The following is a 26,064-nucleotide window of genomic DNA, read 5'->3' on the forward strand; positions in this document are numbered from 1 at the left end:
CTTGCCAGGGAATCTTCCATATTCTCAATAATTTCGTTTGCGAGAATATCAGAGTCCGGAAGGTTGTCAAGATCAACAAGGTTCTTTGAGCCAGAAAATATCCAGATTCGTCTTATCCCTAGCTACGATTTCCTCATAGCTGAATTTCCGGAACCTGCCTTCGGGAGATTCTTCGCTCCAGGTCTCCTTGCGGCTAAAGCGATTTTCCGGGTTGTAGCATTGAATGAGGTCTTCCAGATCCAAATATTTCATCAGGTTCTTCTTTAATGTGTGGTGCACATTTGTGCGGTAATCTAGATCCACACCTCTTTTGTCCAGGACTCTTTAGCTGCGGGTTTTGCTTCAAAGAAAAGCACGTTTGCCTTTACGCCGTTTACATAAAAGATACCTGTTAGCAGGCGCAGGTCTGTGTACAGGTATGTGGTCTCAAGGAGTTTTTTTGCGAATTGTCTCTCCTGTTTCACCTTCAAACAAGACATTGTCCGGAAGTACGACTGCCGTCTGCCCGCCGGTTTTTAGGATGGTATGGAAGTATCTGTTGCAAGAATTATGTTCATTTTGTCTCAAAACAGTATCATGAAGTTGCTTGTTAAATATCTAAAACGAAAAGCTGGTAAAAGCAGTAAAAGAAGAGGAAACAACATATATACGTTTTAACTTTGATTAAAAGAGGAGTAAAGAGTTCACAAGGTTTGGTCTGCAACAATGAAGTTTATTACGGATCAGATTTTACTCTGTCCTGAATTTGCTTCATCTCGCAGTTTACGCCATAAGCGAAGGATATTACGGGATCGGTTTTCAAGCCGTCCTGAATTTGCTTCACCTTATAGCTACGCGTCAATGAAGTATTATTACGGGATCAGCTTTCAGACTGTCCTGAATTTACTTCATTTTACAGCTAAGTTCCTTGTGAACAATATATAATATGTAACTTCTTGTATAAAACGATGACGGTGATATTACTCAAGGTAATATGGACGGTTCATTTTTTGCTAAGTCTACCTGTAAATCATCAGTCAGATACTCTCTCGATCAGTGTGTACCATAGTATCTTTGTTTCCCTCGGCTCTCAGAAGGGTGTCAGTGTTCATAGTACCGATTATCTGCTCATGGACTCTGCGGACATTTTCTATGTATTCGTTTAGTTCTCCGGAATAAGTTGACCTGGCAATATCAGTCAGGTTCTCCTGTGCCTTTTTCTTTGCATCGGCGTCCTGAATTTCCGGCTGGTGAAGTTTAATTTCAGAAGCTTTGAGATCGATGATATCGGGATTATACGCATTGAACAGGTCTTTTATTTCAGTCGAATACCCCGCTAGCTTGCTGTAGGGATGGAAAACTTCCCCGATAACCGTTAATGAAAATATGATGTATCAATTCCATTTTCAGGCTGTTAATTTCTGCTCAAACTAAATTGTTTAGGGTTATTGTCTACTATAACGAAATTTTGACGGCATCGCGAACATACCCCGTTGCTTGCAGCGGGTGCGCTAGCGCAACTTTGATTTTTAATGATAGACTAGCTTAAGACAATTAGAGAGTACTTTCGATCTCCTCTCGTGTAGCCTCTCATATAGCAGTCCTTTTTGTATGCCCACTGTCTAAACTATCTTAAAAATTCCTTCATCTTTCTACTGTAAAACAGTACCGGCTTACTTCTTCAAGTAATTATGACATATTAACTGTAGAAACGAAGATGTTATATCGGATAAATCCTAACTATGTTAAACTCTATGATGTTACAAATTAGAATAATTGTGTTAAACAAATTCTGATAATATTGATCTTAGCTCAGAAGAGGTTTTAAAAATGACTGAGAAACTCGGAATCCTGGCCATCGGCCACGGGAGCAAGCTTCCTTACAACAAGGAAGTAGTTAGCCAGATCGCAGATTTCATCGCACAGAAGCACTCTGATGTTATTGTCAGAGCAGGATTTATGGAAAACAGCGAACCAACCCTCGAAGAAGCAATTGCAGGCTTTTCGGGTACAGGAGTAACAAAGATTGCAGCAGTACCTGTTTTCCTGGCATCCGGCGTTCATATCACAAAGGACATTCCGAATATCCTTGGTCTGGATAAAAATGGCTGCGGAACCATTGAAATCGATGGAAAAGAAGTCCCCCTCAGCTATGCAAAGCCACTCGGTGCTGACGAACTGATCGCTGACCTCGTCTTTAAGAGGGTCCAGGAGTCCCTGTAGATTTGAAGACTTGGGTCCGGTTTTATTATGGGCCTGCTGCGGAAGAAGCTCGCCGTGCTCGACCTTACTCACGGCGGCATTCCAATCGCAAAAAAGCTTGCAGCCCTCGGAAATGATGTTTCCGGGGTGGACGTTTACGGGACCGTAGATCAGGCGCTTCTAGGGGAGCTTGAGGAGAAGTACGGCATCCGCTGTTCAAAAGTTCCCCTCCCCATCTCCGAATTTGATTTTCTGGTAGTGCCCGTACATCTCAATCCCGCCTATTCCATGTTAGCGGAAGCCAGAGCGGAAGGAAAAGCTGTTCTTTCACATCACGAAGCCGTAGGGAAAATCCTGCAGGATAGCCTTGAGCTCTCAGGAACAAGGATAATTGAAGTAACAGGCGTAAAAGCAAAAACGAGTACTGCATCCCTGCTGGCTGACATGCTCTCCCGCAGGTTTAAAGTCGTGCTCCATACCTCACGCGGGCTTGAAGCCTGGGAAAAAGGCTCTCCTTCTCTAGTTCACAGGGGCTTGAGTATTACTCCGGGAAGTATCCTGACAGCCATTGAAAAAAGCCTTGAGGCAGGAGTCAGGCCGAATTTTTTCATCTTTGAAATCTCTATCGGAGGTACGGGTACTGCAGATTTCGGGATCCTGACTACTATCTCCCCTGATTACGGGATTGCAAATAATACTGCCCTTGCAAGTGATGCAAAACTTCAGCTTATCCTTAATGCAAAATCAGGAAGCACCCTTCTTCTCAATGCAGGGGCCAAAAAAGTCCTTGAAGCTGCAAAAGGAAGCCAGGCAAAGATTCTCACCTTTAAAGACCCCTTTTATTCAGAGGCGCATCCAGAGATTTCTGAGACTCCTGACTTTGTTCTGGAAACTGAAGAAACGTTAAACACTAACGAAGTTCCAGGCTCGACCCTGCACTTTCTCAGGACAGGCGAAGAAATCTTTTCAGCTTCCCTGCGCCCGGGATATAACAATTCGGCATACAGGACAGCTTTTGTTGCAGCCTCTGTTTCAGCTCTCGAACTTGGGATTGAGATAAAAGATATTGTTTGCGTGCTCGAGCAATTCAGAGGGCTTTCAGGCAGGATGCAGGAAAAAGAGCTTAACGGAACTGCTCTGATCGACAACTCAAACTCCGGAATGGATATCCTTTCTGCGGAAAAGGCTCTTGAGTATGCTCTTCTGAAGAAAAAGGACGAAAAAAAGAAAAGTATAATCCTTGTCCTCGGAGAAGAAGCCTCACAGGTCTGTGAAGGGTTACCTCCTGCCTCAGTACAGGGGTTTGTAGAAAAATTCGGTACAAAGTGCAGACATATCATACTCGTCGGGCAGAGAATGGGGGAGGTAACTGCTGATAATGCTTCTTATGCAGGCAGCCTTCCTGAAGGGTTATCGAAAGCTTCGGAACTTGCAGGAACAGAAGATATAATCCTTTCTTCAGTGAAATGTTTCCGCTGAGTGCTGTCTCCAGGGTGATCTACAATGCAGATTGTTTTGCGCAGGTTGTTCCTTCTAAGCTCCCGCTCCCGGATCTGGAAAACAGGCAGGATTTGCGGTTCAGGCTGCGGGCTTTTCACCGGATTTTTTATGATACAATTTTATACAGGGTCTTCCAATCTGTATTCGTTTCCATAGCTTGTTTAACTCTTATCACTATTTAACTGACATCTATTTAATTTCAAATGATCCTGTTTCCGGATACTTTTTCCCGTTCAGGTGGGGTTCACAGTCTAGCGGGCTTCCGGATTCTCCCGGGTGAAACTCATATCAACATTCGTAGAATCAAAAAGAGGATTTATTATGACTCAAAAAGAGATTTCAATCATTCACCCCCGCCCAAGTTCAATCGTTGCGGCTCTTTATACCCTCAGGGACTTAAATGTCGATGTTGCAATCCTGCATGGTCCTCCAGGCTGTTCCTTCAAACATGCGAGACTGCTTGAAGAGGACGGCATCCATGTAGTTACTACAGGACTTGATGAAAACGGCTTTGTTTTCGGAGGCCATGACCGGCTTGTACAGGTTATTAACAAGTCTATCGAACTCTTTAACCCGAAAATCCTGGGAGTTGTCGGCACCTGTGCAAGCATGATAATAGGAGAGGAAATGCACGAAGCCGTACTCGAAGCAAACCCGGATATCCCTGTTATTGAAGTCGAAGTGCACGCAGGTTATCACAATAATACAAAAGGTGTGCTTTTTGCCCTTGAATCCGCTCTTGATGCCGGGATAATTGACCATAAAGAGTTCGAGCGCCAGGAATACCTCCTTATAAAGGCCACGGAGGTTGAAAAGAAGTTCGGGGCTGCAAGCAAAGAGTACCTTGCTCCTTCCAGAGGAGACCTTAAATATAAGGTTGCAAAGCGGCTGATCGAGCTCCTCAAGGAAGGAAAAAAAGGGCTCGTAATAATGAATGCAAAAAAGGAAACAGGCTATATGTTTGCAGATATCACCCTTGCGGTTAATGAGGTTGCAGAGACCCTCGGGAAAAAGGAAAACCTGGTCAATATGGCAAATATCGATCCCGAACTCGGGCTTCCGAGGGTCAGGCAGCATGCCGAATATATTATGCGAGACTTCATAGCTCACGGGGTTGAAATCCATGAAATCATCGGCGGCATGGATGAGTACCCGGTTGCCGGGGAAAAGGTCAATGAGCTCATAAAGGAAAAATACAGCGATTACGATTTTGCGGTTATCACAGGTGTTCCGCACGCAATCCCTATGGATAACCTGCGGCAGATGGAATTGATCTCTATTACGAACGGTCCGAGGCAGGTCCTTCCCCTAAAAGAGATTGGGCATGAGCATGTTATGGTTGAGATCGACCTCCACCCAAAGACCCTCGGAGTCAGCGAGATAGTGGAATCCGAGTTCGGAGCCACATTAAGAGAAGTTGCAAAGGAAGCCTGAAAAGAAAGAGTCAGGTAAAAACCGGATACTAAGGATAAATCCAGAATTTCAGAATATAGGCCAGAGTTTCAGGATAAATCCAGACTAAATTAGATAACGGGAGGGAGATTCTTTGAAAAAACAAAAGATCATTGCAATTTACGGAAAGGGCGGCATAGGTAAATCAAGCACTGCTTCAAACGTTGCAGCTGCCTGTGCGGAAGCTGGTAAGAAAGTCATGATCATAGGCTGCGACCCTAAAAGCGACTCCTCAATAACCCTTCTCGGAGGGCGGAGAATTCCGACCATTCTCGACCTCCTCCGTGAAGGTGTGGATGTAAAGGAAAAAGATATTGTCTTTGAAGGGTATGCAGGCGTCAAATGCGTGGAAGCCGGAGGTCCTGAACCCGGTATAGGCTGTGCAGGGCGCGGGATTATAGTTGCAATCCAGAAACTGAAAAGCGTCTCAGGAGACCTTTTGAAAGAACAGGATCTCATCATTTACGATGTGCCTGGAGATATCGTATGTGGGGGATTTGTTGCCCCTGTCAGGAAGGGTTTTGTAAATGAGGCATACGTCCTGACCTCAGGAGAATACATGCCCCTTTATGCAGCAAATAACATTTGCAAAGGGCTTTCCAAAATAGGGATGCCTCTTAGCGGGGTAATCTGCAATTCCAGAAACGCGAGCAGAGAAGAGGAGATTGTCAGGAAGTTTTCCGAGGAAATCGGCAGCCAGTTAATGGCTTTCATTCCAAAGCGGCAGGCAGTGCAGGACTGGGAAAGGGAAGGTTACTCTGTCATGGAAAAAGCTCCTGACTCCGATATTGCTGAGGTCTACCGCCAGCTTGGGAAGGCAATCCTGGAAAACGAAAAGAAGGTCATGGCGGACCACCTGAGCGATGAGCGATTAAGGGAAATGACAAAGTAAACTGGAAAGGACCGGAAAGAACTGGAAAGAACTGAATAATTAGAAATAAATTATAAAAACCAGTATAAACCACAAAACTACCTGTACCGCAATAAAAAGAGAACCCAATAAGGGGTATTGAAAAGCATGTCCCACAGCAACCAGCCAGGCAGAAAAGAGGTAGGGAGCATTCCCAGAGTCCTTATTTCCGCAGACCGTTCTTCCTCAGGCAAGACCACAATTTCCATGGGGCTTATGGCTGCCCTTGTCTCAAAAGGGTATAAAGTCCAGCCATTCAAGGTCGCCCTTGACTATATCGATCCCAGTTACCACACCGAGATCACGGGCAGGTTCTGCAGAAACCTTGACGGATACCTGATGGATGAGCATGGGATTCTTGATGTCTATACCCACGCCTGTGAAACCGGAGGTGGTGCTGATATTGCAATTATCGAAGGTGTCCGCGGGCTTTTCGAGGGTTTTGAGAGTTTAAGCGACCTCGGGAGCACTGCTCAGATTGCGAAGATCCTTAAATGCCCTGTAGTTTTCGTAATCAATGCCCGTAGCATCACCCGTTCCGCTGCTGCCCTTATAAGCGGTTATAAGAATTTCGACCCTGATGTGGAAATTGCAGGGGTAATCCTCAACAATATCGGAGGTCGACGCCACGCACAGAAGGCAAAAGAGGCAATAGAATACTATACCGGCGTGCCGGTAATAGGAATAATTCCAAGGGACCCCTCAATGCAGATTTCCATGCGCCACCTCGGGCTTATGCCAGCTCTTGAAGGCAGGCGGAGGCTTGGAGACGGAGGGTTTGAGAACAGGCTTCACGGCATTGAAGAGATTATCAATAAAGGAATTGATGTGGATCGCTTTTTGGAAATCGCAGGAAGTGCAAGCCCCCTGACAGTCCAGGAAAACAGTATTTTTTCTCCCGATGCAAGTGCAGACTATCCCAGGCCGAAAATAGGGGTTGCCCTTGATGAAGCTTTTAATTTTTACTACCGCGACAATATTGACCTGCTGGAACTTGCAGGTGCGGAGATTGTTTACTTCAGTCCTGTAAATGACCCCTCACTTCCTGATGTTGACGGCCTCTACATAGGAGGGGGCTACCCCGAACTTTTTGCAGCCGGACTTGAAGCCAATGAGTCCATGAGGACAGCCATCAGAGAAGCTTCTGCTGCAGGTATGCCCATATATGCCGAATGCGGCGGGCTCATGTACCTTACGGAAAAAATCAGTACCGGAGTTCCCGGAAAAGGCACTTATCACGATGCCTCCATGCCCGAGTCAACCTATTCAATGGTTGGAGCGCTTCCGGGCCACACAATTATGGGGCAGACAAGGGTTGTCAGTTACAATATAGGGACTCTTGAGAAGGACTGCCTTATAGGGAAAAAAGGCAACAGCTTCAAAGGGCATGAGTTTCATCATTCAGAAATCCGGGAAATTCCTGATAACGCGGAATTTGCAATAACCCTCTCACGCGGCACCGGGATAAAAGGTGACAGGGACGGGCTTATTGTCAACAACACCCTTGGCTCTTACGCTCACCTGCATGGGGTTGCATACAGAGAACTTGCAGGCTCGCTTGTCGAAGCTGCCCGTAAATTCAAGGAATCCGGGGCTTCTCTTTAAATATCTATTCAGATAAGCAAATATAGCCTGATTTTCTACCGAAAGACATGAGGCGATATATTGTTCGCTTGTAATATCTGCATCTCATGGTACTGAGTTTGTCAGCAAGCATCGGAGGCTGTGGGTAATCGGCTTTTGAAGGTAGAAAAAACAATATTATATTAAGCCAGATTATTATACACCGTTTATTAATGGCTGGATTTTTAAAAGTCAGAATGACAATCCAGTCCGGCGTAAATTAGATTGTTAAAAGCCAAAATCTTACAAAATAAATTCTTATAAAACTTATTTTCATCTTATTTTCTTTTCAGGTGAATCTATTGAAAACACAACTTAAAGGGGACCGGGTCCTCGCAGGAAAGGAAGCGTTGGCCGAACTTTACAAAACAGGTTATTTCGGGCGTCCCAGAGATGACGGACTTGAACTCTCACTTGTGGAGGCTGCATACCTTCAGTCCAGAGGAAAACTCGATATCGAGCTTGAAGGAAAACTGCTTGATTTCAGGGTCTTTTTCGAACAGGCTTCTCTGAGGCAGCAGAATTTCGAACTTAAGTATATCGTTTATAAGGACCTCAAAGAGCGAGGATTTTACGTCCAGCCTTCAGCTGCAGACTTCAGGGTATACCCGAGAGGCAGCCATCCCGGAAAAAGTGCGGCAAAAATATTTGTTCATGTCCTTTCCGAAAGGCAGCTTCTCCCTGTGAAGCTTTTGCAGGAATCGGTTGCTTCGGCAGAAAACGTACACAAGCAGTTTATCCTTGCTGTCGTGGACGAAGAAAGTGACCTTACCTTTTACGAGATTAAGTCCGCTTCTCCGAAAGGAGAGATGCCTGAGCCGTTCCCAGAAGTCAAAACCGATGCAACCTTCCTTGAAGACAGGGTAATTGCCTGGGATGCCGAGGTTTCCGCAGCTCTTTATGCCAGAGGCTTCTACGGAAAAATGCTCGACTCTGAAAGGCTGCAGCTTTCCCTTGTTGAGTCCCTCTACCTCTTTTCCAGAGGGGTCATAGTTGTCAGGGACAGGAAAGGAAAGGTCTTTTCATTCGATGAGTTTGTTGAAAAAGTCTCGGAAATTGAAGGCTCTTTCCTGAGAAAATACGGTGCTTATAAAGCCCTCCGTGACTCAGGACATGTGGTAAAGACAGGCTTTAAGTTCGGAACCCATTTCAGGGTCTACAGAAAAGTCGAATCAATAGAAAAAATCCCTCATTCCGAGTACCTTGTAAATGTTATTCCTGAAGATTACGAGTTCAGGCTGCCGGTTATGTCCGGGGCTGTCCGGCTTGCAAACAGTGTACGCAAAAGAATGCTTTTTGCAGTCGAGAAAGGCGAAGAAGTCGAGTATCTGGATATAAGCAGGGTCAAAATGTGATTTTGTAATTGTTCTGTATTTCTGTATTGACCTATATTGCCTCTCTTTGTATTGTTTCTTCAAGCAAAACCGAGTGAACATTATAGGCCTTACCGTTGTGCCTATTACTGGCTACTAACAGCTGTTATCGGCTGTTACTGGCTTTATTATTTATCTGAATAAACATACTCACCGTTCTCAAAAGAGTTCGTGATCGGGTTTTCATCCCGTAAAGAGGGTGAAGTATAAAATGTGGGACATTATCGCAGTGGACATTTCGGGCAGGCACAGGATAGAAGGCGGCTATTATATGGTATGTGCAGCAGCAGCTCTCACTGTTTCTGCTGACCATATCGAAAAGGTAAAACAGGTGAAAATTCTACCCGTCTGGCTCAAAAGAGCTCCGGGTCTTCTTGATGTCGTTCAGTTAATTGAGGATACGGCTAACCAGCTTTCCTTTGAGGGTACGATTGTGGCAGAAAAAGGGGACATGTATAACCAGCCCCTCTGGGTTCCCGAAAGCATGTTTTCCCGGCCGTTTAAGTACCAGGAGTCCATGGCTGAGAGAAGAGCTATCGAACTTGCTCACCACATCTCTCTGAGTGCTCGAAATTTACTCATTAAAGAACTTAATATTGAGGCGTAAAAATTCCAGCAGAAAAGAAAACCGAAACCGAAAGCCGGGTAGTTCTGGTAAAAAGGACAAACCCGCGGGCAGACCCTGAACGCAGTGAATATCTCTTTGAGGAATTAAGAGAGCTTGCAAGAGCCGCAGGCTATGTCCCGGTCGGGCAGCTTACTCAGACAAGGTTTCCTGATTCCAGGTACCAGCTCGGGAAAGGAAAGATAGAAGAACTTGCCGAACTTGTGAAACAGAGGAGAGCCGGAAAGGTAATTTTCTATAACAGGCTTTCCACAATTCAGCTTTTTAATATCTCGGAAATCTGCGGGTGCCAGGTAATAGACAAGTTCCAGCTTATCCTTGAGATCTTTGCAAAAAGAGCTACCACGCGCCGCTCCAAGTTACAGGTTGAACTTGCCAGACTCAGGTATGAGATCCCGAGAGCAAGAGCCATTGTTTCCCTTGTTAAAAAAGAAGAAAGGGCAGGTTTCATGGGGCTTGGGGATTATGAGGACGCCTACGAACAGGATTTAAAGAAAAGAATAACAAGGATTGAAGAGGAACTTGAGTCTGCCGGAAAAGATGATGAGTCCCTGCGGGCTTTCCGGCACAGGAAAGGTTTTTCTCTTGTAGCCCTTGCAGGTTACACCAATGCCGGAAAAAGCACCCTTTTCAATGCTATTGTTGATGAAAGTGTTGAAGCCCAGAATATGCTTTTTACAACCCTTGTGCCCACTACCCGAGCCCTTGATCTTGGCGGAAGAAAAGCTCTTTTGACGGATACCGTTGGATTCATAGAGGAGCTTCCGCACTGGCTGGTCGATGCTTTCAAATCCACCCTTGATGAGATTTTTCTCTCTGACCTCATCCTGCTGGTAGTTGATGTAAGTGAAAGACCTGATATAATTCTGCAGAAACTTTCCACGTCCCACGACACACTATGGGACCGCATTCAGGGAGTTCCCGTAATCACGGTGCTTAACAAAATAGACCTGCTTGAAGAGTCCGAACTTGAAGCTGTTATGGAAGAAATTGGCTACATGGCTCCCAATCCCGTATTTGTTTCTGCAAAAAAGAAAATCGGCATGCAGGAGTTAAAAGCTGAAATAACCAAACATCTCCCTGCATGGTCTTTCTACTCTTTTTCTCTACCTAATTCTGAAAAAGGGATGTCGATTCTCTCCTGGCTGTACGATGAAGGCATTGTACACAGGGTTGAGTATGGAGAACAAATTTCAGTGGATTATGAAGCCAGAGAAGATATAATTAACAGGATAAAATCTCTGGAGCTAGGTCCTGATGAGTAGGTTAAATAAGATTTTTAGTGCTTTTTCAGAGGGTTATGAACTAATAATAAACTTTTCCAATTTTATAAAAATCATTAATATATTACCCTCATGTTTGCCAATATTTTTCTTTTCAGAAATTTTTTTGTATAATTTGAATATTGTTCGTATGCTTACGAAAGACCTTTATACTCTAAAGTCGTTTGTTTATTTGCGAACGGGTGTCTACTGGAAATATCAGACCCTCCTAATATCCTAAACTACCCCTACACCAGATTTTTTAAATAAGCGTGCCCGTTCGTTATTCCTCCTTTTCCGAATTCAATTTATAGAGTCTTGGCTTTTTTCTGTTAATTTTTGTTAACATATGGTTCTAGAAAAGATTTTAAAGATATCTTGAAAAGTTGTTTTTAAGAAGACCCTCTTATAGGTTTTAACTTGATTTTGTTTAAATCTCAATTTGTTCGTACTTAAACGAAAGGCTTTTATTTTATCCTGCCGTAACTACAAACGCGGACGGGTTTTTCTTTCTGGAGGCAGCACCTCTTTTCTTTAAAGTGTGAACCTAACATCCTGAAATCCCACAACCGTTCGTTGATTATTTTTTTCATGTTATTTTTTCACACCACTTTTTCACACTACTTTTTCACACTATTTTCTCATATTCCTTTTTAATTATTTTTCGCTATCTTCTTGTGACTCAGGGAATCTTAGAGTATGCTTTCTTTCTCTTTTTCTCACTTCCGTTTCAAAATTTATATAAATTCAACTGGCATTTTTTATATTATCATGAAATTCGATCTTCACGTACATTCCGAGCATTCGAGAGATAGTAATTCAAGCCACAGGGATATCATTGAGATTGCCCGCAAAAGAGGACTTGACGGGTTTGCTATCTGTGATCACGATACCGTGGAAGGCGGGCTTGCCTGTGCGGAAAAAACTCTGGAACTCGGGCTTGAAATTACAGTAATTCCGGGAGTGGAAGTGAGTTCCTCAAAAGGACATATCCTGGTTCTCGGGATCAGGGAAAACATTGAGCCTCTGTTAAGCCCGGAAGAAACGATCCGACAGGCAAGGAAACTTGGAGGCACGGTTATTATTCCTCACCCGTTCAAGCGCAGTTCCCACGGGATAGGAAGTTTTGAAGGGCTTGATATCGATGCAGTTGAGGTCTTTAATTCTCGCTGTCTTTTCAATTCAGCCAACCGAAAAGCCCTGGCTGAGGCAAAAAGGCTTGGAATACCGGGAGTTGCAGGAAGTGATTCCCACATTCCCGAAATGGTAGGGCAGGCATATACTGAAATCGACGCTTCTGAGAACACTGTGGAAGCCATACTGAAGGCAATCAGGGAAGGAAAAGTTGCCCCTGCAGGCAAAAACACGCCCACTCCAATTATCCTTGAACAGATGTCAGGAAGCGCAAGGCGAAAAATAAAGAGAAAATTATTCGGGAGATCTTAAAGGACTGGGAGATCTTAAAAGACTATTAGATAAATGATTTTGAGTAAATTGTTTTGAGTTAGTTGTTTAGAATTACTTGTTTGGTTCTTCATCTCATTTTATCTTTTCCGACTCTCGTCTCTTTTGACTCTTATCTCTCCTGACTCCAGGTTAGACTAAAATAAGCAGAATTATGAAGTTTGCCTTCGATAGACTAGGAAAAAGCAGGAAAAATGAGACAGGAGTTGCAACTATCAGGTTCAAAAAAGAAATAAGCACGGAAATTGAAATCTTCGCTTCTGCAGACCGCATCTGGCAGATTCTTATGGATTTTGCAGCCTATCCCCAGTGGAACCCTTATATAAAGGAAATCAGTGGAGAGGCGAAAGTTGGAAGCAAAATTAAAGTTCATATGAAGCCTGAGTGGGAAAAAGGTGTGACTCTTCATCCAAGGATCATCTGCCTGGAGCCAAGAAAAGAGTTTACCTGGAAAGGAAATTTCTTTTTCCCCGGGCTGCTGGATGGGGAGCACAGCTTCATCCTTGAAGAGATCTCAGGTCACAGGGTACGTTTCATACAGAAAGAGAAATTTAGTGGAATTGCAATTCCTTTTATCAGCGTTTCGTGGTCTATAGAGAAAGGTACGGTACGCAGTTTCGGAGATATGAACAGTGCTCTTAAAAAGAGAGCGGAAAAGGTCAAGTGAAGTTTAAAGATCCCTTATTTGTGATAAAAGGGCTATGAACTGATTTTGATTTCGCTTCATCTATACATTTTTTCGAATTTACGTTTTACTGGATTTGCATTGAATTTGTTCCCCTTATTTATTCTCTGGATTTATTTTCCGAACTTGTTTTCTTGAATTCTGAGTTCTTCGATACATTTTCATGGCTATGCATTTATATAATGCTATTTATATATTACTCTAGGATAGTATTTTGCAATCTTTTATTCGACAAATGGATTTTGTAAACTCGGGGAAGCCTGGCTGAAAATGAGCCAGGGTATCAGGGGGTTTAGTGTTGGAAAGCATTGCTGTTGGAAAATGTATACATCTGTTGTCCCGAATAGAGGATAAGGCTCTTGACAGATTCTGGCAGGATACTTCTGCAGGTAAGTATCCGATAATTGACCTTGAAGGTAATATGGGTTATTCACTTTCTGACCAGGATGGCCTGCTGTTTGTTAGAAACGATTTTACGGCTTCGACTTATGAAGACTGCGAATTCGTCTTTGGAAACCTCTTCCTGCCGGACACGGTCCAGGAACTTCTTTCCAGAGACAAGGTACTGATCCTGATGGTATACAGGAAAACAACCAGGAACCTTTTATTATCCGAGCTTGAAGCAGATGCCAGATATATGCTTGATCTACCTCACGGCCTCTACTCATTTTTTGTACTTGTTCTGGATGCAGGAGCCAAAGACCTTTTAGATTCCAGAATCTACGCAGTGGGTCTTCCCTGCAAAGAAAACCTGAACCGTCCGGAACTCGAGAAGTTTTATCTGGAACATCCCGCTGACATCCGGGAATTCGTAGATTCGGCTCCTATAGATATTAAGCGCGGTGGACCTTTCTATCTCAATCTGATTATGATAGATGCCGAGAAAATCCCTGACTGCCCTATGCTCTTTTCTGAGTTTTTACAGGAAGATGAACCTTCACCTCCTCTTTGAAATAAAAATTATTATATAGTTGCCAGTTCCAGTAGTTTTGAATGAAACTAAAAACCGAATATGAAAAAGTAGAACCCTACATTACAAAAGACGGTTCAATAATCCGTGAGCTCATGCACCCTGCAGTTCACGGCAACTCAAAACAGAGCCTTGCCGAAGCCACTGTGCCTGCCGGAGGAAAAACATCGCTTCACAAACACCGGCTAACCGAAGAAATCTATCATATCACGGAAGGCAGCGGGGTAATGACCCTGGGCGGCCAGGAGTTTGAAGTCCGTGCAGGAGATACAATCTGTATCCGGCCGGGAACTCCGCACAGAATCAGGAACGCCGATAAAAAGGAGCTGAAAATTCTCTGCTGCTGTGCGCCGGCGTATTCGCATGAGGATACGGAATTGATGGAGTAATTAGTACTTACTGAGAGATTTGATACACTGAAGGAGTTCCTTGAGAAGCAAAAACAGATAGCATAATTGCACTGAAATGAAGAAAATATAATTAGTATTTGCGGATTGGATATATCAGAATTTCTACAAAGTCTAATTAAGAGGTCAATATCCTCAGAATTTCCCAAAAGTCTCCCCTGTTAGAACAACTGTCATTCAGATTTAAATCAGTAGACATATCATATTCAGAAGCAACGGCAACTACATGAAAGATTTTTCGATTTTTGAAGGATTCGACTGGAATATATGCTCGAAGAATATTGCCTTCCTTTTCCATATCTTTTTCATCTATAGTGAGAGTCCAGAGACTCTGTTCCTGAGTAGCTATATAATAAGTATATTCTGCAGTACTATTCTCATCAATCTCTCCCGCAAGTTCCATCTCCAGAAGCACAGAGTCTTCGACAACACGCGATTTCAGCCGTAATATGTCAATGTTGTCATGCCCGGCAAGTTTAGGTTCTGTATAACCAGAGTAACTGACATCATCTGAAGGGTCGTCTATACAAAATTCCAGATCAGCTTTTTCAGATGAATAGTATAAATAAATTGATAAAATTAGCCCCACTATTACCAATGTGTAAGCAACAGTTCTATTGTCAACTCTAAAATTAGGAATTATGGGTTTATAATGTCTTGAAAGCGCTATTACCAGAATAATGCCTCCAAATACTCCTGCAATGATCCCGCGTATCCAGAGAGCAGAATCCAGCAGGTATGCAGTAAGGACAAAAGAAATAATTCCGGTTAATCCGCCCAAAAGACCTATTCCCAATCGTCTATAAACCACATAGCATATCACAAAGGCAGTCCAAAATGGAATAAATGTCAGAACAAAAACAAACAATAAAATTCCGTCAAGGGTGGGGACATTTGTCATATATTGCCTCTTCCTATCTGAACAACTTTCGTGAAATATTTATTTTTAGAGTATCACTATATAATAGTCTTGCTTTACTATACACTAATTTTTACATTTATTAATAGTTTGTTTTTCGAATGGAAAATATTTTGATTTTTCTTCAAACTATTGTCTTTTTTCCCTCTCCATTCATGAATCTAACATTAAAGGCAGGAGTCTCACCGGGTTTGTTGATGGTGAAATTGCTTTTTTTTCGTGGGAGAGACCGCTCGCCTGCGAGCGGGACAAGAACGGTTTGGTATAGCGAATAACATTTTACAGGTCTAGATTTTAATTAGTCCTCTTGAGCGAAGCGAAAAGGACCTCGTGCTGTTATTACACCTCAACTCCCAGAATATCTTCGATTTTCCGCGATCCCGAAGCGAAGTTCGGGCGGGACAAGAATGGTTTAGTATAGTGAATAAAGTTGTATGGATCAGAAATTTCTCTTATCCCGAAAAGGGTTTCTAAATTCGCATAATATAGGAAACCCCGCCAGCTTGTCTGGCGGCTCTACCCAAAAAGAAGAGAAGAAAGATAAATTTGAAAATTAATAACACAATAAAACGAATGTGTAAAAGAGTTCTTCAGGTACCGTTCAATTCTGCTTCGTTTGAGTCCTTTTCAGGCTTTTGCCGTTTTTAATCCTGTTATTTAGATAAGCAATTTTAAGTTTTAGGATAAGTTCAATCAAAAGAACAAACTTTTTGTCTTGGTATTTCTTACTTTTAAGAGATATCTTACTCTATTTGTAGCTGAAGATTTTTAGTGGTCAGTAATCGCGTTAATGGTGTTAATATGAGAATTATAACCTGGAATTGTAACATGGCTTTCAGAAAGAAATACGAGCAAATTCTTCCTTATGAGCCTGACTTATTAATAGTTCCAGAATGTGAGCATCCGGACAAGTTCAAAAACAAGTTCTATAACGATGTTTTATGGATAGGCGATAACAAAAATAAGGGCCTGGCTGTTTTTAGTTTCAATGACTTTGAATTTGCAATTCATGAGTCATATTGTGAAAGCTACAGGTATGTCCTTCCGGTCAAAGTGCATAAAGATAGAGAAATAAATCTTATTGCTGTCTGGTCACAGAACAATAAAGAGGATCCGAGAAGAAGGTATATTGGAGAAGTCTGGCAGTCGTTGAACTTTTATAAAACCATGTTCAAGTCTCCAACAATTGTTGCAGGCGATTTCAACTGGAATGTCATCTGGGATAGTGAGCACCCTAAATATCCTCTTCATGGGACACTTACCGATGTAATTAATCTGCTAAATCAGTTTGAAATTTCCAGTATGTATCACGCATTAACAAAAGTAAAGTTTGGGACTGAGAGATCCTACACTATATTTCAGGAAAAATAAAAAAACTCCTTATCATATCGATTATATATTTACGTCTGTCGATTTTATTAATAGCAGGAAATCTTTTTCTATCGGTAAATATGAAGATTGGATAACTCTAAGCGATCACATGCCTTTAATCGCGGAAATTCAGTAGAATACTTAAATTCCCAGGATTTCTTAAATACCCGGGATTTTATTGGATAAACTGCCTGAATTCCTTTTTGGTTGTATGGGTCAGAATATTTGTAATATTTAAAGAAAAATTATCCGATTTTTTCGGCCATTAATTCCTTTAGAATTATGTCCTTTTTATCGGTTTGTAAATGAGAAAGGTCGTTGATTCCAGTGCTATCAAGTAGTTTCCGTATTTCATTCATGTGCAATTTGTTTTCATCTTTTAATCTTATGAGCGCTTCCTCACGAGTAATTAGATCTTCTCTAACCATTTTAGCATAAAAATCGTCTTTTTCGGTCATATTAAGCGTTTTCATATACATTAGATCCTTTAAATGACTTACAGTGCAGTCAAATCTCCATGATGAACTGAATCTTTTAGGGCTTTCCCAGTTCAATTCCTGCTTAATTCTTGACAAAACTTCCTCTTCTTGCCAGGGAATGTAGTGAAATATATCTATAAACTCAATATCCGGGGACAAAAATCTGGGTCCGAAGCTGTAAGGGTTTCCATACAAAAATCCTGTTATCATTGTGGGAATACACATTGGATGGCAGTAAAGAGGATTTTTTAACATTTCGTTAGCTACTCCTCCAAACCCTTTTATACCAAAACTTTTTGTTAAGAGATTCATGTAATTTTCATCTGTTGAAACATTCAGTAACTCCCTTTTAAAAGATATATATTCATACGGATTACCCCCTGTAACTACACATTTCACATCATACTTTTTTGCATATTTAATTATATTTGGAAGAATTAATTTACAGGCAATACACATCATAGGTATGGATGCAGGAGATGGTTTGCGAAGCCACGAAGTAAAATTATGTTTAAATGTTTTTTCATGAATATTATTCTTCAATTTGAAACTAACAACATCAACGTTCAACGCTTCTACAGCATTTTCAATATTGGTTTTAGCCTGAGGGTCAGTAAATGGATTTTCGTAATTAACTGCCAGAACTTTCAGGTTATAATCTTTTGCAAGTTTGAGGAGTGCGTAACTGCTATCCCTTCCGCCGCTGACTCCTATAACGCAGTCATATTTGTTGCTCTCTTTGCGATGCGAGTACAATAATTCTTTAAGTTTTGATTCCCCTTCGTACTGGACCTTTACGTGAGAATGGCAAAAATTACAAACACCATCTTTATCAAAAGTAATGTTTGGTGTCGTTTCGGGCAATATACACCTGCTACATCTTTTCAAGTATTCATTCTCTGTCATAATCCCCCCCCAGATATATTGTTTTAATTTTGAATGATCTATATTTGGATACTGAAGATAGGCTAAAAAATAATTAATATTACTATTTTAGTTTAGAATTTGTTCAATTTCATAATTTATTATTACCTATAATATAATTATACTTAAAATTAACTAATTTTTATAATAATTGATGAGAAAGCCCTTTTGGCTTTAACTCTTATCGCAGCTTTTCTGGTTGAATAGAGCCTTAGAAAAAGTTTTACAGATATTCGCTAAGCGTAGGAACTGTAAACGTAGGTAAATCTTGTACTGCGATAATATAACCTGAAAATCTTTCAAAATTATATGGTTTAGTTTTGTTATATGGGAAACCAATGTACACTGATTTGCCTCACTCTCTGCCTTTTTTACACAAAGACTTATTATTTTTATAAAAAATATTAATTGAAAAATAGTACTTTCCTTTTTATTTAAAAAAACTGTTTTTATTTAAAACGTTAGACGATATTTTTTATAGTGGGAATGTGTAAATCTTTTCAAGAACTGTGCAATTTTAATAAAATTGTTTCCGCAATAGTTCTCAATATCCAGACTTTCAATGATAACAGGAGCAACAAGGATGAAACCCAATGTTTTCTCAGCGCTGGCATTAGTAGCTACCATTTGTTTTTACTGACTTTCAAAGACATGAAGAAAATTTAAAAATTTCAATAGATATTGGTGGAATTCAAAATGTTCTCTATCTCAGGTTATCTCAAAGAATGGTTCAATACGACTAAATATATTCTCACACAACCTCGAGACTTCTTCAAAGAGATGCCCACATCCGGAAGTTTCAAAGAGCCTCTGAATTTCATGATTTTTACCATATTCATTGCATCGCTGTTGTCCACACCCATCATAATGCTAACATTCGCTGATTATCTGTCAGAAATGGACCTTTCCTGCATCATTTTAGTGACTGCAGGAGCGTTTGTGTTTTCTTTATTCGTTATGGCCATATCCGTTCCTCTGAATGCATTCACATATCATATTCTGCTCATGATATGCGGCGCAAATGGCAACTTTAAAACAACCCTGCGGGTATTTTGCTACTACCTGTCAGCTTCGGTGTTCATCCTTCCCTCAATAGGCATTATGATGCTGATACTGCATATTGCAGAAAAAAATGGATTGGAGGGAGGGCTGTTTGACATAGTATCAATTGTTTTCCTGATGGCTGTAGTTATACTTTTCACCTACTACGCCTTCTATATACTTTTTGTAGGATTTTCCGAAGCACACAGGATGTCAATGAAACGGGTGATATTTGCCCTAGTTGGTATTCCCCTGGTAATAAATATCATAATCGCAGCTATTCCAATGGCTATGGTATTCAGCAGTGGTTTTTCTACTGAGGCCTGCGGTCAGTCTACTGAAAACACATTACCTTTCGATCATGAGTACACTGACACATCCCATGTTGAATCAAATATAACTGCATCCTATGGTTCAATCCCTGTTGTAGACGGGTATTACACTCCTGAAGATAAATGGCAGGAGACACAAGAGGTGAATTTCACATCCGAAGACGTTGAATACACAATAGCAGCCAAACATGATAGTGAAAACCTGTATATCCTCATAAAATGGGAAGGTGATCCGGTATGGCAAAATTCTATGGACATACATTTCGAACAGGACGGAAACTCTCATGACCACAATCTGTCAACCGGACGTGATGATTACAAATACAACGGTGCTAAAGTGTACGGACCCGGTAACTTTGCAGATGCCCATTATAGCGGAGGTGCCAGAGAGGAAGAGAATGGTATGGTTGCCGGTAATTACTCTGATGGATTCTGGGTGCAGGAATGGGTGGTACCACTTCGAAGCGCTGACCCCGGAGATATCAACGTAGAGCAGCTTCCTGCCGAACTGGGATTTGCAGTTCTCGACTGGGGATCGGGTATCGCAACCGGACGCTGGCCGGCAAGGGCCTGGCCTTATGAGCCTGAAACGTGGGGTAATCTGGAGATAGTTGAGTGACCGGTTTATTGTTTTTGGACAGGAGAAAAGTTAAGCTCTTTGAATGCCGATCATACTAACAAACAAATGAAGAGAATATATGGTATGGCTAAAAAAACAAGTGGTATGGCTAAAAAAACAAGTTCTCCGTTTTCCTTGAAGAAAAAAGGGATGCCTGGGAGAAAATTTTAAACGAGGAAGAGATATTCGAAGAATACCCCTCTGACCTCGCTGGGTTTGTCAATAATGAAATTGTTTCTTCTGTTTTTTTCACGAGAAAGGACACTCTCCTTTGTCGGAAGGGACAAAAAAACGGTTTGATATAACGAATACTGTTTTACTGGTTAATAGTGTTTTACTGGTTAGAGGTCCTTTAAGTTAGCTCCTATGATCCAATATCACTATTTTCACCCTATATTTTACCTGCTTCTCATAGTTTTTTCAATCCTTTTCTTTATACCATTCATCTCTCGCTTCCACAAGTGCCCTTATATTTGCAAGCGGAGTTCTCGGTGCGATCCCGCAGCCCGGGGCAAGAATATCCACACCTGCGGAAAGACAATCTTTTGCTTCTTCTTTCACGATTTCCGGGGTTCCAAAAAGCAGAGTTCTTGAGGGAGAGACATTTCCGATCAACCTTGCCCTACCGCTAATTGCCTCTTTTGCAGCTTTCAAACTGACTTTTTCTTCTATGCTGACGGCTTCGAAACCGCATTCCGAAAGAGTTTTCAGGGAATCACCGACATCGCCGCAGATATGAAGAATTACAGGGCCGTTTACTTTTCTGCAAAGGTGTTTGTAGAAGGGTTTGACCGAATTTTCAAGGACTGAAGGGGGCATCATTCTTGAGCCGGCTATTCCACCGTCGGGCATACAGAGGGCATCTGCACTGCGTTCAAAAAGCGAGTTTGCATACTCAATACAGAGTTCAGTACAGGTTTCCATGAACATATCAAAATAGTCGGGCTTTTTTAGTGCCCAGATAAGGCAGTTTTTAACTTCGGCAAGATGAGTAAAAACTGTCAGAGGACCTTCCATGCCTGCAATGAGAGGAATTTCACTTCGTTTTCCATTCCCGTTACGGGCTGCGAGGATTTCTGTCGCTTTCAGGATGGTGGGAATTCTTCCTTTTTCGAGCAGGTTCTCAGGCACTCTGAGGTTTTCGGGCCCTTTTGAGAAAGGGTAGGACAGGACCGAGGGCTGGATATCTTTTGTGCCCATCCTCACACCGCAGCCCATAATTTCTGCAATCACTGTCAGGCAATAGGGATAGCGTACGGCTTCAAGGCCTGCAATCTCGTGACCTGCAAGGGCGAGTGCTGCCATCTTTTCAGGGTCGGAGTGTGCTTTCGGCCAGGCTGCTCCGGTCATATCCATCAATTCTACGGTTCCGGTCTGGGTAACAGAAAGGGCAGGAACCCTGTCAACCGGATTTCCATGGAGGGTGTCAAGAAAGTTTTTCCTGAGATTTCTTTCCATTTTTCTGGCTCCGATATTTTTAAAATGGCGTTTTTTCAAACCGATTTTTTAAATTTCTGTAAATTATTTGATCGTTTTATTCAAATCTGTTCCTTTTTTGGAGCTACTGCAAGTCCGGAAACAGCATGGTTTTTGACAACTCCTCTATTTCAATTTCTTCCAGGATTTCAAAAGCAAGGTTTGCTGCAAGTTCATTTTCCGAATCAAGTAATGTCTGCATCCTCTCTTCGTCCGCTTTTGTACAGATTTTCATGAGAGCTCCGGCAGCTTCTGCTTTTACAAAGCGGTTCCAGTCGTAAAGCGTGCTGATCAGTGGCTCGATAGCTTTTTTCGGTTTTATCCTTCCAAGAGCCTTTGCAGCAGCCAGCCTTGTGAAATCGTCTTTATCATCAAGAGCAAGAATAAGAGGAACGACTGCAGTTTCAGCTTTAATCATGCCCAATGCTTCGGCAGCTCCCCATTTGCCTTCATTGTTTTCATCAAGGAGTGCGTCAATAAGAGGTTCTATGGCTTTTCTGGAACCTATTTTTCCAAGAGACCGGGCAGCTTCCCCTTTTACAAATCCGGTTGAATCGAAAAGCATTGTATCTACCAGGGGCTCCAGGGTTTTTTCGGACTTTATCTGTCCAAGTGCTTCAGCTGCAAACCTCCTCACAATAGGGTCATGGGATTTGAGAGCGCTGACCAGGTGAGGAACGGCTTTTTCGGAATCAAGGCATTTCAGTACACCTGCCAGGACTCTCCTTACCTCATCGTCTTCGTCATCAAGCGCATTAATCAGGGATTCAAAGGCTCTTTCAGGCATATTTTTGGATATATTTTCCAGGGATCTGGCTGCTTCTCTACGTACAAGCTTATCTTCATCCTCAAAGGCACTATCCAGAGAATCGAAGATCTTACCCGGTATCTGGTTCGGGTTCCCGTTAGAGTTTATCTGTCCAAGGGCCCTTACCGCGCCTTGCCTGACAAACTGATTCTCGGATTCAACTGCCTGGATAAGTAACTCAAGAACTCTTTCGGATTCAAGTTGCCCGAGTGCCTTTGCGGCTTCTTTCCGGACAAAGCGGTTTTCATCTCCCAGCACAAAAAGAAGTGGGAAAATAGCTTCCCTGAACCTTACCGTTCCCAGTGCCTTTGCCGCTTCCAGGCGAACGAAATGGCTTTCATCATTGAGCATTTTTATCAGGGCTTCAGCAGCTGTTTCTGAGCCTGCTATTTCATTTCCTCTCTCTCCGATGGCTTCAGCAGCCGCCTTTCTTACGAATTCATCCTCATCCGAAAGTGCGGAGACAAGGTGGTCAAGTGTTTTTTCCGAACCCACCACTCCGAGAGCTTTTGCGGCTTCCCTTCGGACGAAACGGCTTTTGTCACCAAGTATATCCGTGAAGCTATCTGAAATTTTGTCCGATTTTATTTTTCCAAGAGCTTTTGTAGCCATCCATCGTACAAATTCGTCTTCATCCTTCAGGGCAGCCAGGAATGGTTCTACTGCTCTTTCCGATCCCATTTGCCCCAGAGCTTCGGCAGCTCCCAGCCTAACGAGTTTATCTTCTTCCTGAAACGCTTTTATGAGAGGATCCGCCGCTTCTCGCGGGTTTGCCCTGCCAAGAGCCCCTATAGCCCCAAGACGAACAAAGTCATCTTTTGCCCCAAGTGCGGAAACAAGAACTTCCAGTGCACTTTTTGACCCTATCTTCACAAGCGCGTCCGTAGCTTCCAGACGGACAGCTCGGTTCCTATCTCCAAGTACGTTTGTAAGCAGTTCGATGGCTCTTTCGGACCCTATCGCACTGAGAGCTTTTACAGCTTCTATCCTCACGGAAAAATTCTCATCTCCAAGTGCAGCTGTAAGGTGGGCAAGCGCTATCTCGGATTTTGTTTTTCCAAGAGTTCTTACAGCTTCTCTTTTCACCCCTACATCCTTGTTATCAAGTACTTTTGAACTGGCTTCGATCCCGCAGGCTCCCAGCCTTCCGAGGCTCTGAATTGCTCTCATTTTCTCCACTGTATATCTACTGTCGAGTCTGCTGGCAAGTTCTGAGCATAATTTTTCTTTTGTTTCAGGGCTGGCTTTTCCTATACATTTCGAGGCAAGATCTAAATTCCTGCTTGAAACTAAGGAGTTTACCAGTTCATTTCCCGATTCTACAATCTTCGAAGTAAGAATGATCACATTTTCCCATGCTGGCTGCTTGAACGTTTCTGAAATATCCACTCCTTTTTCAAGGTATGTTTTCAACTTTAAAGCCGCAAAGTATTCCTGAAAAGCCCTATCTATTCCGAATCTTACTTCAGAATAGCTTCTGGTAAGGATCTCGAGTTCAAAACATGTTTTAAGAAGTTCTTTTGCTTCTGTTTTTCTGGCCTGTTTTCCACCACATATATCGTGTTTCGCATATTTTTCTGCCAGTTCAAGGGCGTAGCTGTACTTACAGGAAATCTTTTTCCTGCACTGGAGCTTGAATGCCAGATCCATTAGAAAATTTTCAATCCTCTCCCTTACGATATCGACTTCTCCTGAGTTTGTTATTTTCCGGGAGAGTGTGTTTTCAGAACTGAGGGTCTCCTTTTTTATTCTGTAACTCCTGAATAGCTCTGAAATGAAAGCCAGGTAAAGCTCTGCCCGATTGGAATGAATAAAATCAGAATCAAAGGGAGCAAGTTCCTGAGCCGGTCTGTTATTTCCGGCACTCTCCATTCGATCAATTGAAATCCTTGTCCAGAGCATAAGTAAAAGTGGGTTTCGGATAAAGGGATATGAATTGATTCTATTAAGGATTCCAGTTTTCAAAAGTTTTGCACGTCTTTTATTAGGGATATAATTCTCTATAAATATCCTTATTTTCTCATCCGATAATTTTTCAAGCTCGCAGACTGCAAATGCACTCTTTATGCTTCCCGATGGTCCGTGTCTTGAAGCAATAACATATCGACAGTCTTCATAATCGGAAACAAAATTGGAAATCTCTTCAAGTGGAGAAAATTTATCTGAAAGTGCGAGCAGGTCCAGCCCGTCCAGAAGCAGCAGGGCTTTCCCTTCGAGTAATTTCCTGAAATCAGGTCCGAAAATTCCTTTTTGCTTTGCTTTCGTTTTCAAGTAATCATAAAAAGATCCTTTACAATAGGAATCAAGAGTGACATACAGCGGGATATATTCCTGTTTTCCCTCAAAGCAGTCCCTAGCAAAAATGTAATTGAGCCATTTAAGGGTGCTTGTCTTTCCCAAGCCTGCCTCCCCGTAAATTATAAGGCGTTTTTCTTTTTCTACAAGTTGTGAAATTTTGAATTCATGAACCAGAGTAAGATTTTCTTCGAAGAGCCGGCGTGTAATTGGTAATATTTCCCTGGCGGAAAGTTCTACATAGTAATCGTATATTTCTTTTCTGTCCTCAGCTATTCTGTCTTCGAATATCATGTTTTTCAGGTAATTTTCCAGTCCTTCGTTTGAGTTTCTCTCAATCTCTTGCACAAGATCCCCCACATTGTTTTTAAAAAAGATTTCCGCTTTTCATTTCTGTCCTTTTGTCAGGGGGCTTTTTTTTATTTGCAAACTACAACCTGTCTTCGGCCATCCGGAATAGTCGATCACTTTTCCTCCGGCATTGGTAAGTCCAGAAATTCTCCGATCATCGGAAGCAGCCACTCGGCACGTTCTATCAGTGTGATGTGGGTTGTGCCCGGGAGTACGGCAAGCCTGGAACGCGGAAGACCGGTAAGGTCACCAGCTACCCCTCCTCCGAGCAGCCGGAACATTTCAACTGCATGCTCCGGACGAACAATATCGGAATCCCCTATTATGATCAGGGTAGGGGCCTTAATTGCCTGAACCTCATCAGCTGTCCAGCCCTTAAAATCTCGCGTGAGTTGTTGCTCTTTAGCAATCAGAACGGGCCAGTGTTCCGGATTTGGTGCAATCCTCGCATAGGCTTTTTGCCATTCTGTCCCGTTGAGATCTTCGGGCTTCAGTTTCTCTTCTCCTTCGAGCACTTCGGGGTAGAGCCCGTCATTACTGTAAGCGGGAGCGATAACTGCAAGTTTGCGCATCAGATAAGGGTGCTGAATAGCAATCTGCAGGGCGATAGCTGCACCCATGCTATATCCGAAGAAGTCAGCTTTTTCTATCCTGAGCTGTCGGAGGAGTTCTATTGTATCCTCAGCCATTTGTTCATATGTCAACGGGCGGTCGACGTCGGCGGTATGCCCATGTCCCTGCTGCTCGATTGCAATCACCTGTCGAGTCTTTGCAAAGAATGGTATAAACTTCCCAAACGAGGTCTCAATTGTTGTCAAAGAGCCATGGAGAAGAACCAGTGGTCTGCCTGCGCCACAGATTTCATAATACATATCGAGCCCGTTCACGGAAGCATAGCCGCTTTTGATGCCGTTATTTCTTTTATCGGGCATGCTTTTCGTCCTGATACACTCCCCTTTTGCAGTTCATCTGTAGAAATGTTCTAAGTTTGATTTTT

At 42.4% G+C, this 26,064-nt stretch carries 21 protein-coding genes; 14 read left to right on the top strand and 7 right to left on the bottom strand.

The features are described 5' to 3' along the window. Positions 1-72 precede the first annotated feature (72 nt). Together MSHOH_RS25005 and MSHOH_RS25010 are read right to left on the bottom strand one after the other, a co-directional pair. Entirely contained in the window at positions 73-303 is a 231-nt protein-coding gene (locus MSHOH_RS25005; protein WP_239451222.1) for a hypothetical protein, read from the bottom strand. Beyond that, entirely contained in the window at positions 294-464 is a 171-nt protein-coding gene (locus MSHOH_RS25010) for a DNA methyltransferase family protein (RefSeq protein WP_239451223.1), read from the bottom strand. Before MSHOH_RS25010 ends, MSHOH_RS25005 begins: the two co-directional genes overlap by 10 nt. 1,345 nt (positions 465-1,809) lie before the next feature. Here MSHOH_RS25010 and cfbA point away from each other — a divergent pair. The 12 genes from cfbA (at position 1,810) to MSHOH_RS04805 (ending at position 14,434) form a co-directional block, all read left to right on the top strand. After that, entirely contained in the window at positions 1,810-2,202 is a 393-nt protein-coding gene (cfbA, locus tag MSHOH_RS04745) for a sirohydrochlorin nickelochelatase (RefSeq protein WP_048137786.1), read from the top strand. A gap of 27 nt (positions 2,203-2,229) precedes the next feature. After that, positions 2,230-3,660 carry a coenzyme F430 synthase gene (gene cfbE, locus MSHOH_RS04750; RefSeq protein ID WP_048137788.1) on the top strand — a complete coding sequence of 477 codons (1,431 nt, stop codon included), beginning with the start codon at positions 2,230-2,232 and terminating at the stop codon, positions 3,658-3,660. A gap of 342 nt (positions 3,661-4,002) precedes the next feature. Then, positions 4,003-5,115, top strand: coding sequence for a Ni-sirohydrochlorin a,c-diamide reductive cyclase catalytic subunit (gene cfbD, locus MSHOH_RS04760; RefSeq protein ID WP_048137791.1), 1,113 nt, complete (start codon positions 4,003-4,005; stop codon positions 5,113-5,115). A 112-nt stretch (positions 5,116-5,227) separates the two neighbouring features. After that, positions 5,228-6,025, top strand: coding sequence for a Ni-sirohydrochlorin a,c-diamide reductive cyclase ATP-dependent reductase subunit (gene cfbC, locus MSHOH_RS04765; protein WP_048137793.1), 798 nt, complete (start codon positions 5,228-5,230; stop codon positions 6,023-6,025). Between the two features lie 126 nt (positions 6,026-6,151). After that, positions 6,152-7,648, top strand: a complete 1,497-nt coding sequence (gene cfbB / locus MSHOH_RS04770) for a Ni-sirohydrochlorin a,c-diamide synthase (RefSeq protein ID WP_048137795.1) — start codon at positions 6,152-6,154, stop codon at positions 7,646-7,648. Positions 7,649-7,968: 320 nt separating this feature from the next. After that, positions 7,969-9,021, top strand: a complete 1,053-nt coding sequence (gene endA / locus MSHOH_RS04775) for a tRNA-intron lyase (protein WP_048137797.1) — start codon at positions 7,969-7,971, stop codon at positions 9,019-9,021. A 229-nt stretch (positions 9,022-9,250) separates the two neighbouring features. Beyond that, on the top strand, positions 9,251-9,646 hold the full coding sequence (locus MSHOH_RS04780) for a DUF2209 domain-containing protein (protein WP_048137798.1): 396 nt from the start codon (positions 9,251-9,253) through the stop codon (positions 9,644-9,646). Positions 9,647-9,648: 2 nt separating this feature from the next. After that, positions 9,649-10,929: a GTPase HflX gene (gene hflX, locus MSHOH_RS04785; protein WP_082089236.1), complete on the top strand. Its 1,281-nt coding sequence runs from the start codon at positions 9,649-9,651 to the stop codon at positions 10,927-10,929. 768 nt (positions 10,930-11,697) lie between these two features. Continuing rightward, positions 11,698-12,372: a PHP domain-containing protein gene (locus tag MSHOH_RS04790; protein WP_048143184.1), complete on the top strand. Its 675-nt coding sequence runs from the start codon at positions 11,698-11,700 to the stop codon at positions 12,370-12,372. Positions 12,373-12,544: 172 nt separating this feature from the next. Next, positions 12,545-13,057, top strand: a complete 513-nt coding sequence (locus MSHOH_RS04795; protein ID WP_082089237.1) for an SRPBCC domain-containing protein — start codon at positions 12,545-12,547, stop codon at positions 13,055-13,057. Positions 13,058-13,370: 313 nt separating this feature from the next. Next, the gene (locus MSHOH_RS04800; RefSeq protein ID WP_239451225.1) at positions 13,371-14,027 is read left to right on the top strand and encodes a hypothetical protein; all 657 of its coding nucleotides are present in this window, start codon (positions 13,371-13,373) and stop codon (positions 14,025-14,027) included. Positions 14,028-14,068: 41 nt separating this feature from the next. Next, on the top strand, positions 14,069-14,434 hold the full coding sequence (locus MSHOH_RS04805; RefSeq protein WP_048137804.1) for a cupin domain-containing protein: 366 nt from the start codon (positions 14,069-14,071) through the stop codon (positions 14,432-14,434). Between the two features lie 136 nt (positions 14,435-14,570). Here the strand turns inward: MSHOH_RS04805 and MSHOH_RS04810 are convergent, their stop codons facing one another. After that, entirely contained in the window at positions 14,571-15,353 is a 783-nt protein-coding gene (locus MSHOH_RS04810) for a hypothetical protein (protein WP_158024047.1), read from the bottom strand. Between the two features lie 819 nt (positions 15,354-16,172). On the opposite strand from MSHOH_RS04810, the gene MSHOH_RS04815 reads away from it, so the two are divergent. Further along, positions 16,173-16,742 carry an exonuclease/endonuclease/phosphatase family protein gene (locus MSHOH_RS04815; protein ID WP_239451226.1) on the top strand — a complete coding sequence of 190 codons (570 nt, stop codon included), beginning with the start codon at positions 16,173-16,175 and terminating at the stop codon, positions 16,740-16,742. A gap of 245 nt (positions 16,743-16,987) precedes the next feature. Here the strand turns inward: MSHOH_RS04815 and MSHOH_RS04820 are convergent, their stop codons facing one another. Then, entirely contained in the window at positions 16,988-18,127 is a 1,140-nt protein-coding gene (locus MSHOH_RS04820; RefSeq protein ID WP_048137808.1) for an adenine nucleotide alpha hydrolase family protein, read from the bottom strand. Positions 18,128-18,841: 714 nt separating this feature from the next. Here MSHOH_RS04820 and MSHOH_RS04825 point away from each other — a divergent pair. After that, a complete protein-coding gene (locus MSHOH_RS04825; RefSeq protein WP_048137810.1) occupies positions 18,842-20,137 on the top strand; it encodes a YIP1 family protein in 1,296 nt (431 codons plus the stop codon). 420 nt (positions 20,138-20,557) lie between these two features. Here the strand turns inward: MSHOH_RS04825 and mtaA are convergent, their stop codons facing one another. From mtaA to MSHOH_RS04840, 3 genes are all read right to left on the bottom strand, one after another. After that, complete coding sequence (gene mtaA, locus MSHOH_RS04830; RefSeq protein WP_048143186.1) at positions 20,558-21,595, bottom strand: methylcobamide:CoM methyltransferase MtaA; 1,038 nt, start codon at positions 21,593-21,595, stop codon at positions 20,558-20,560. Positions 21,596-21,698: 103 nt separating this feature from the next. Further along, positions 21,699-25,064, bottom strand: a complete 3,366-nt coding sequence (locus MSHOH_RS04835) for a HEAT repeat domain-containing protein (RefSeq protein WP_239451227.1) — start codon at positions 25,062-25,064, stop codon at positions 21,699-21,701. A 116-nt stretch (positions 25,065-25,180) separates the two neighbouring features. Next, a complete protein-coding gene (locus MSHOH_RS04840; protein WP_048137812.1) occupies positions 25,181-25,999 on the bottom strand; it encodes an alpha/beta fold hydrolase in 819 nt (272 codons plus the stop codon). Positions 26,000-26,064 lie beyond the last annotated feature (65 nt).

It is taken from the genome of Methanosarcina horonobensis HB-1 = JCM 15518 (assembly GCF_000970285.1).
GTDB lineage: Archaea > Halobacteriota > Methanosarcinia > Methanosarcinales > Methanosarcinaceae > Methanosarcina > Methanosarcina horonobensis.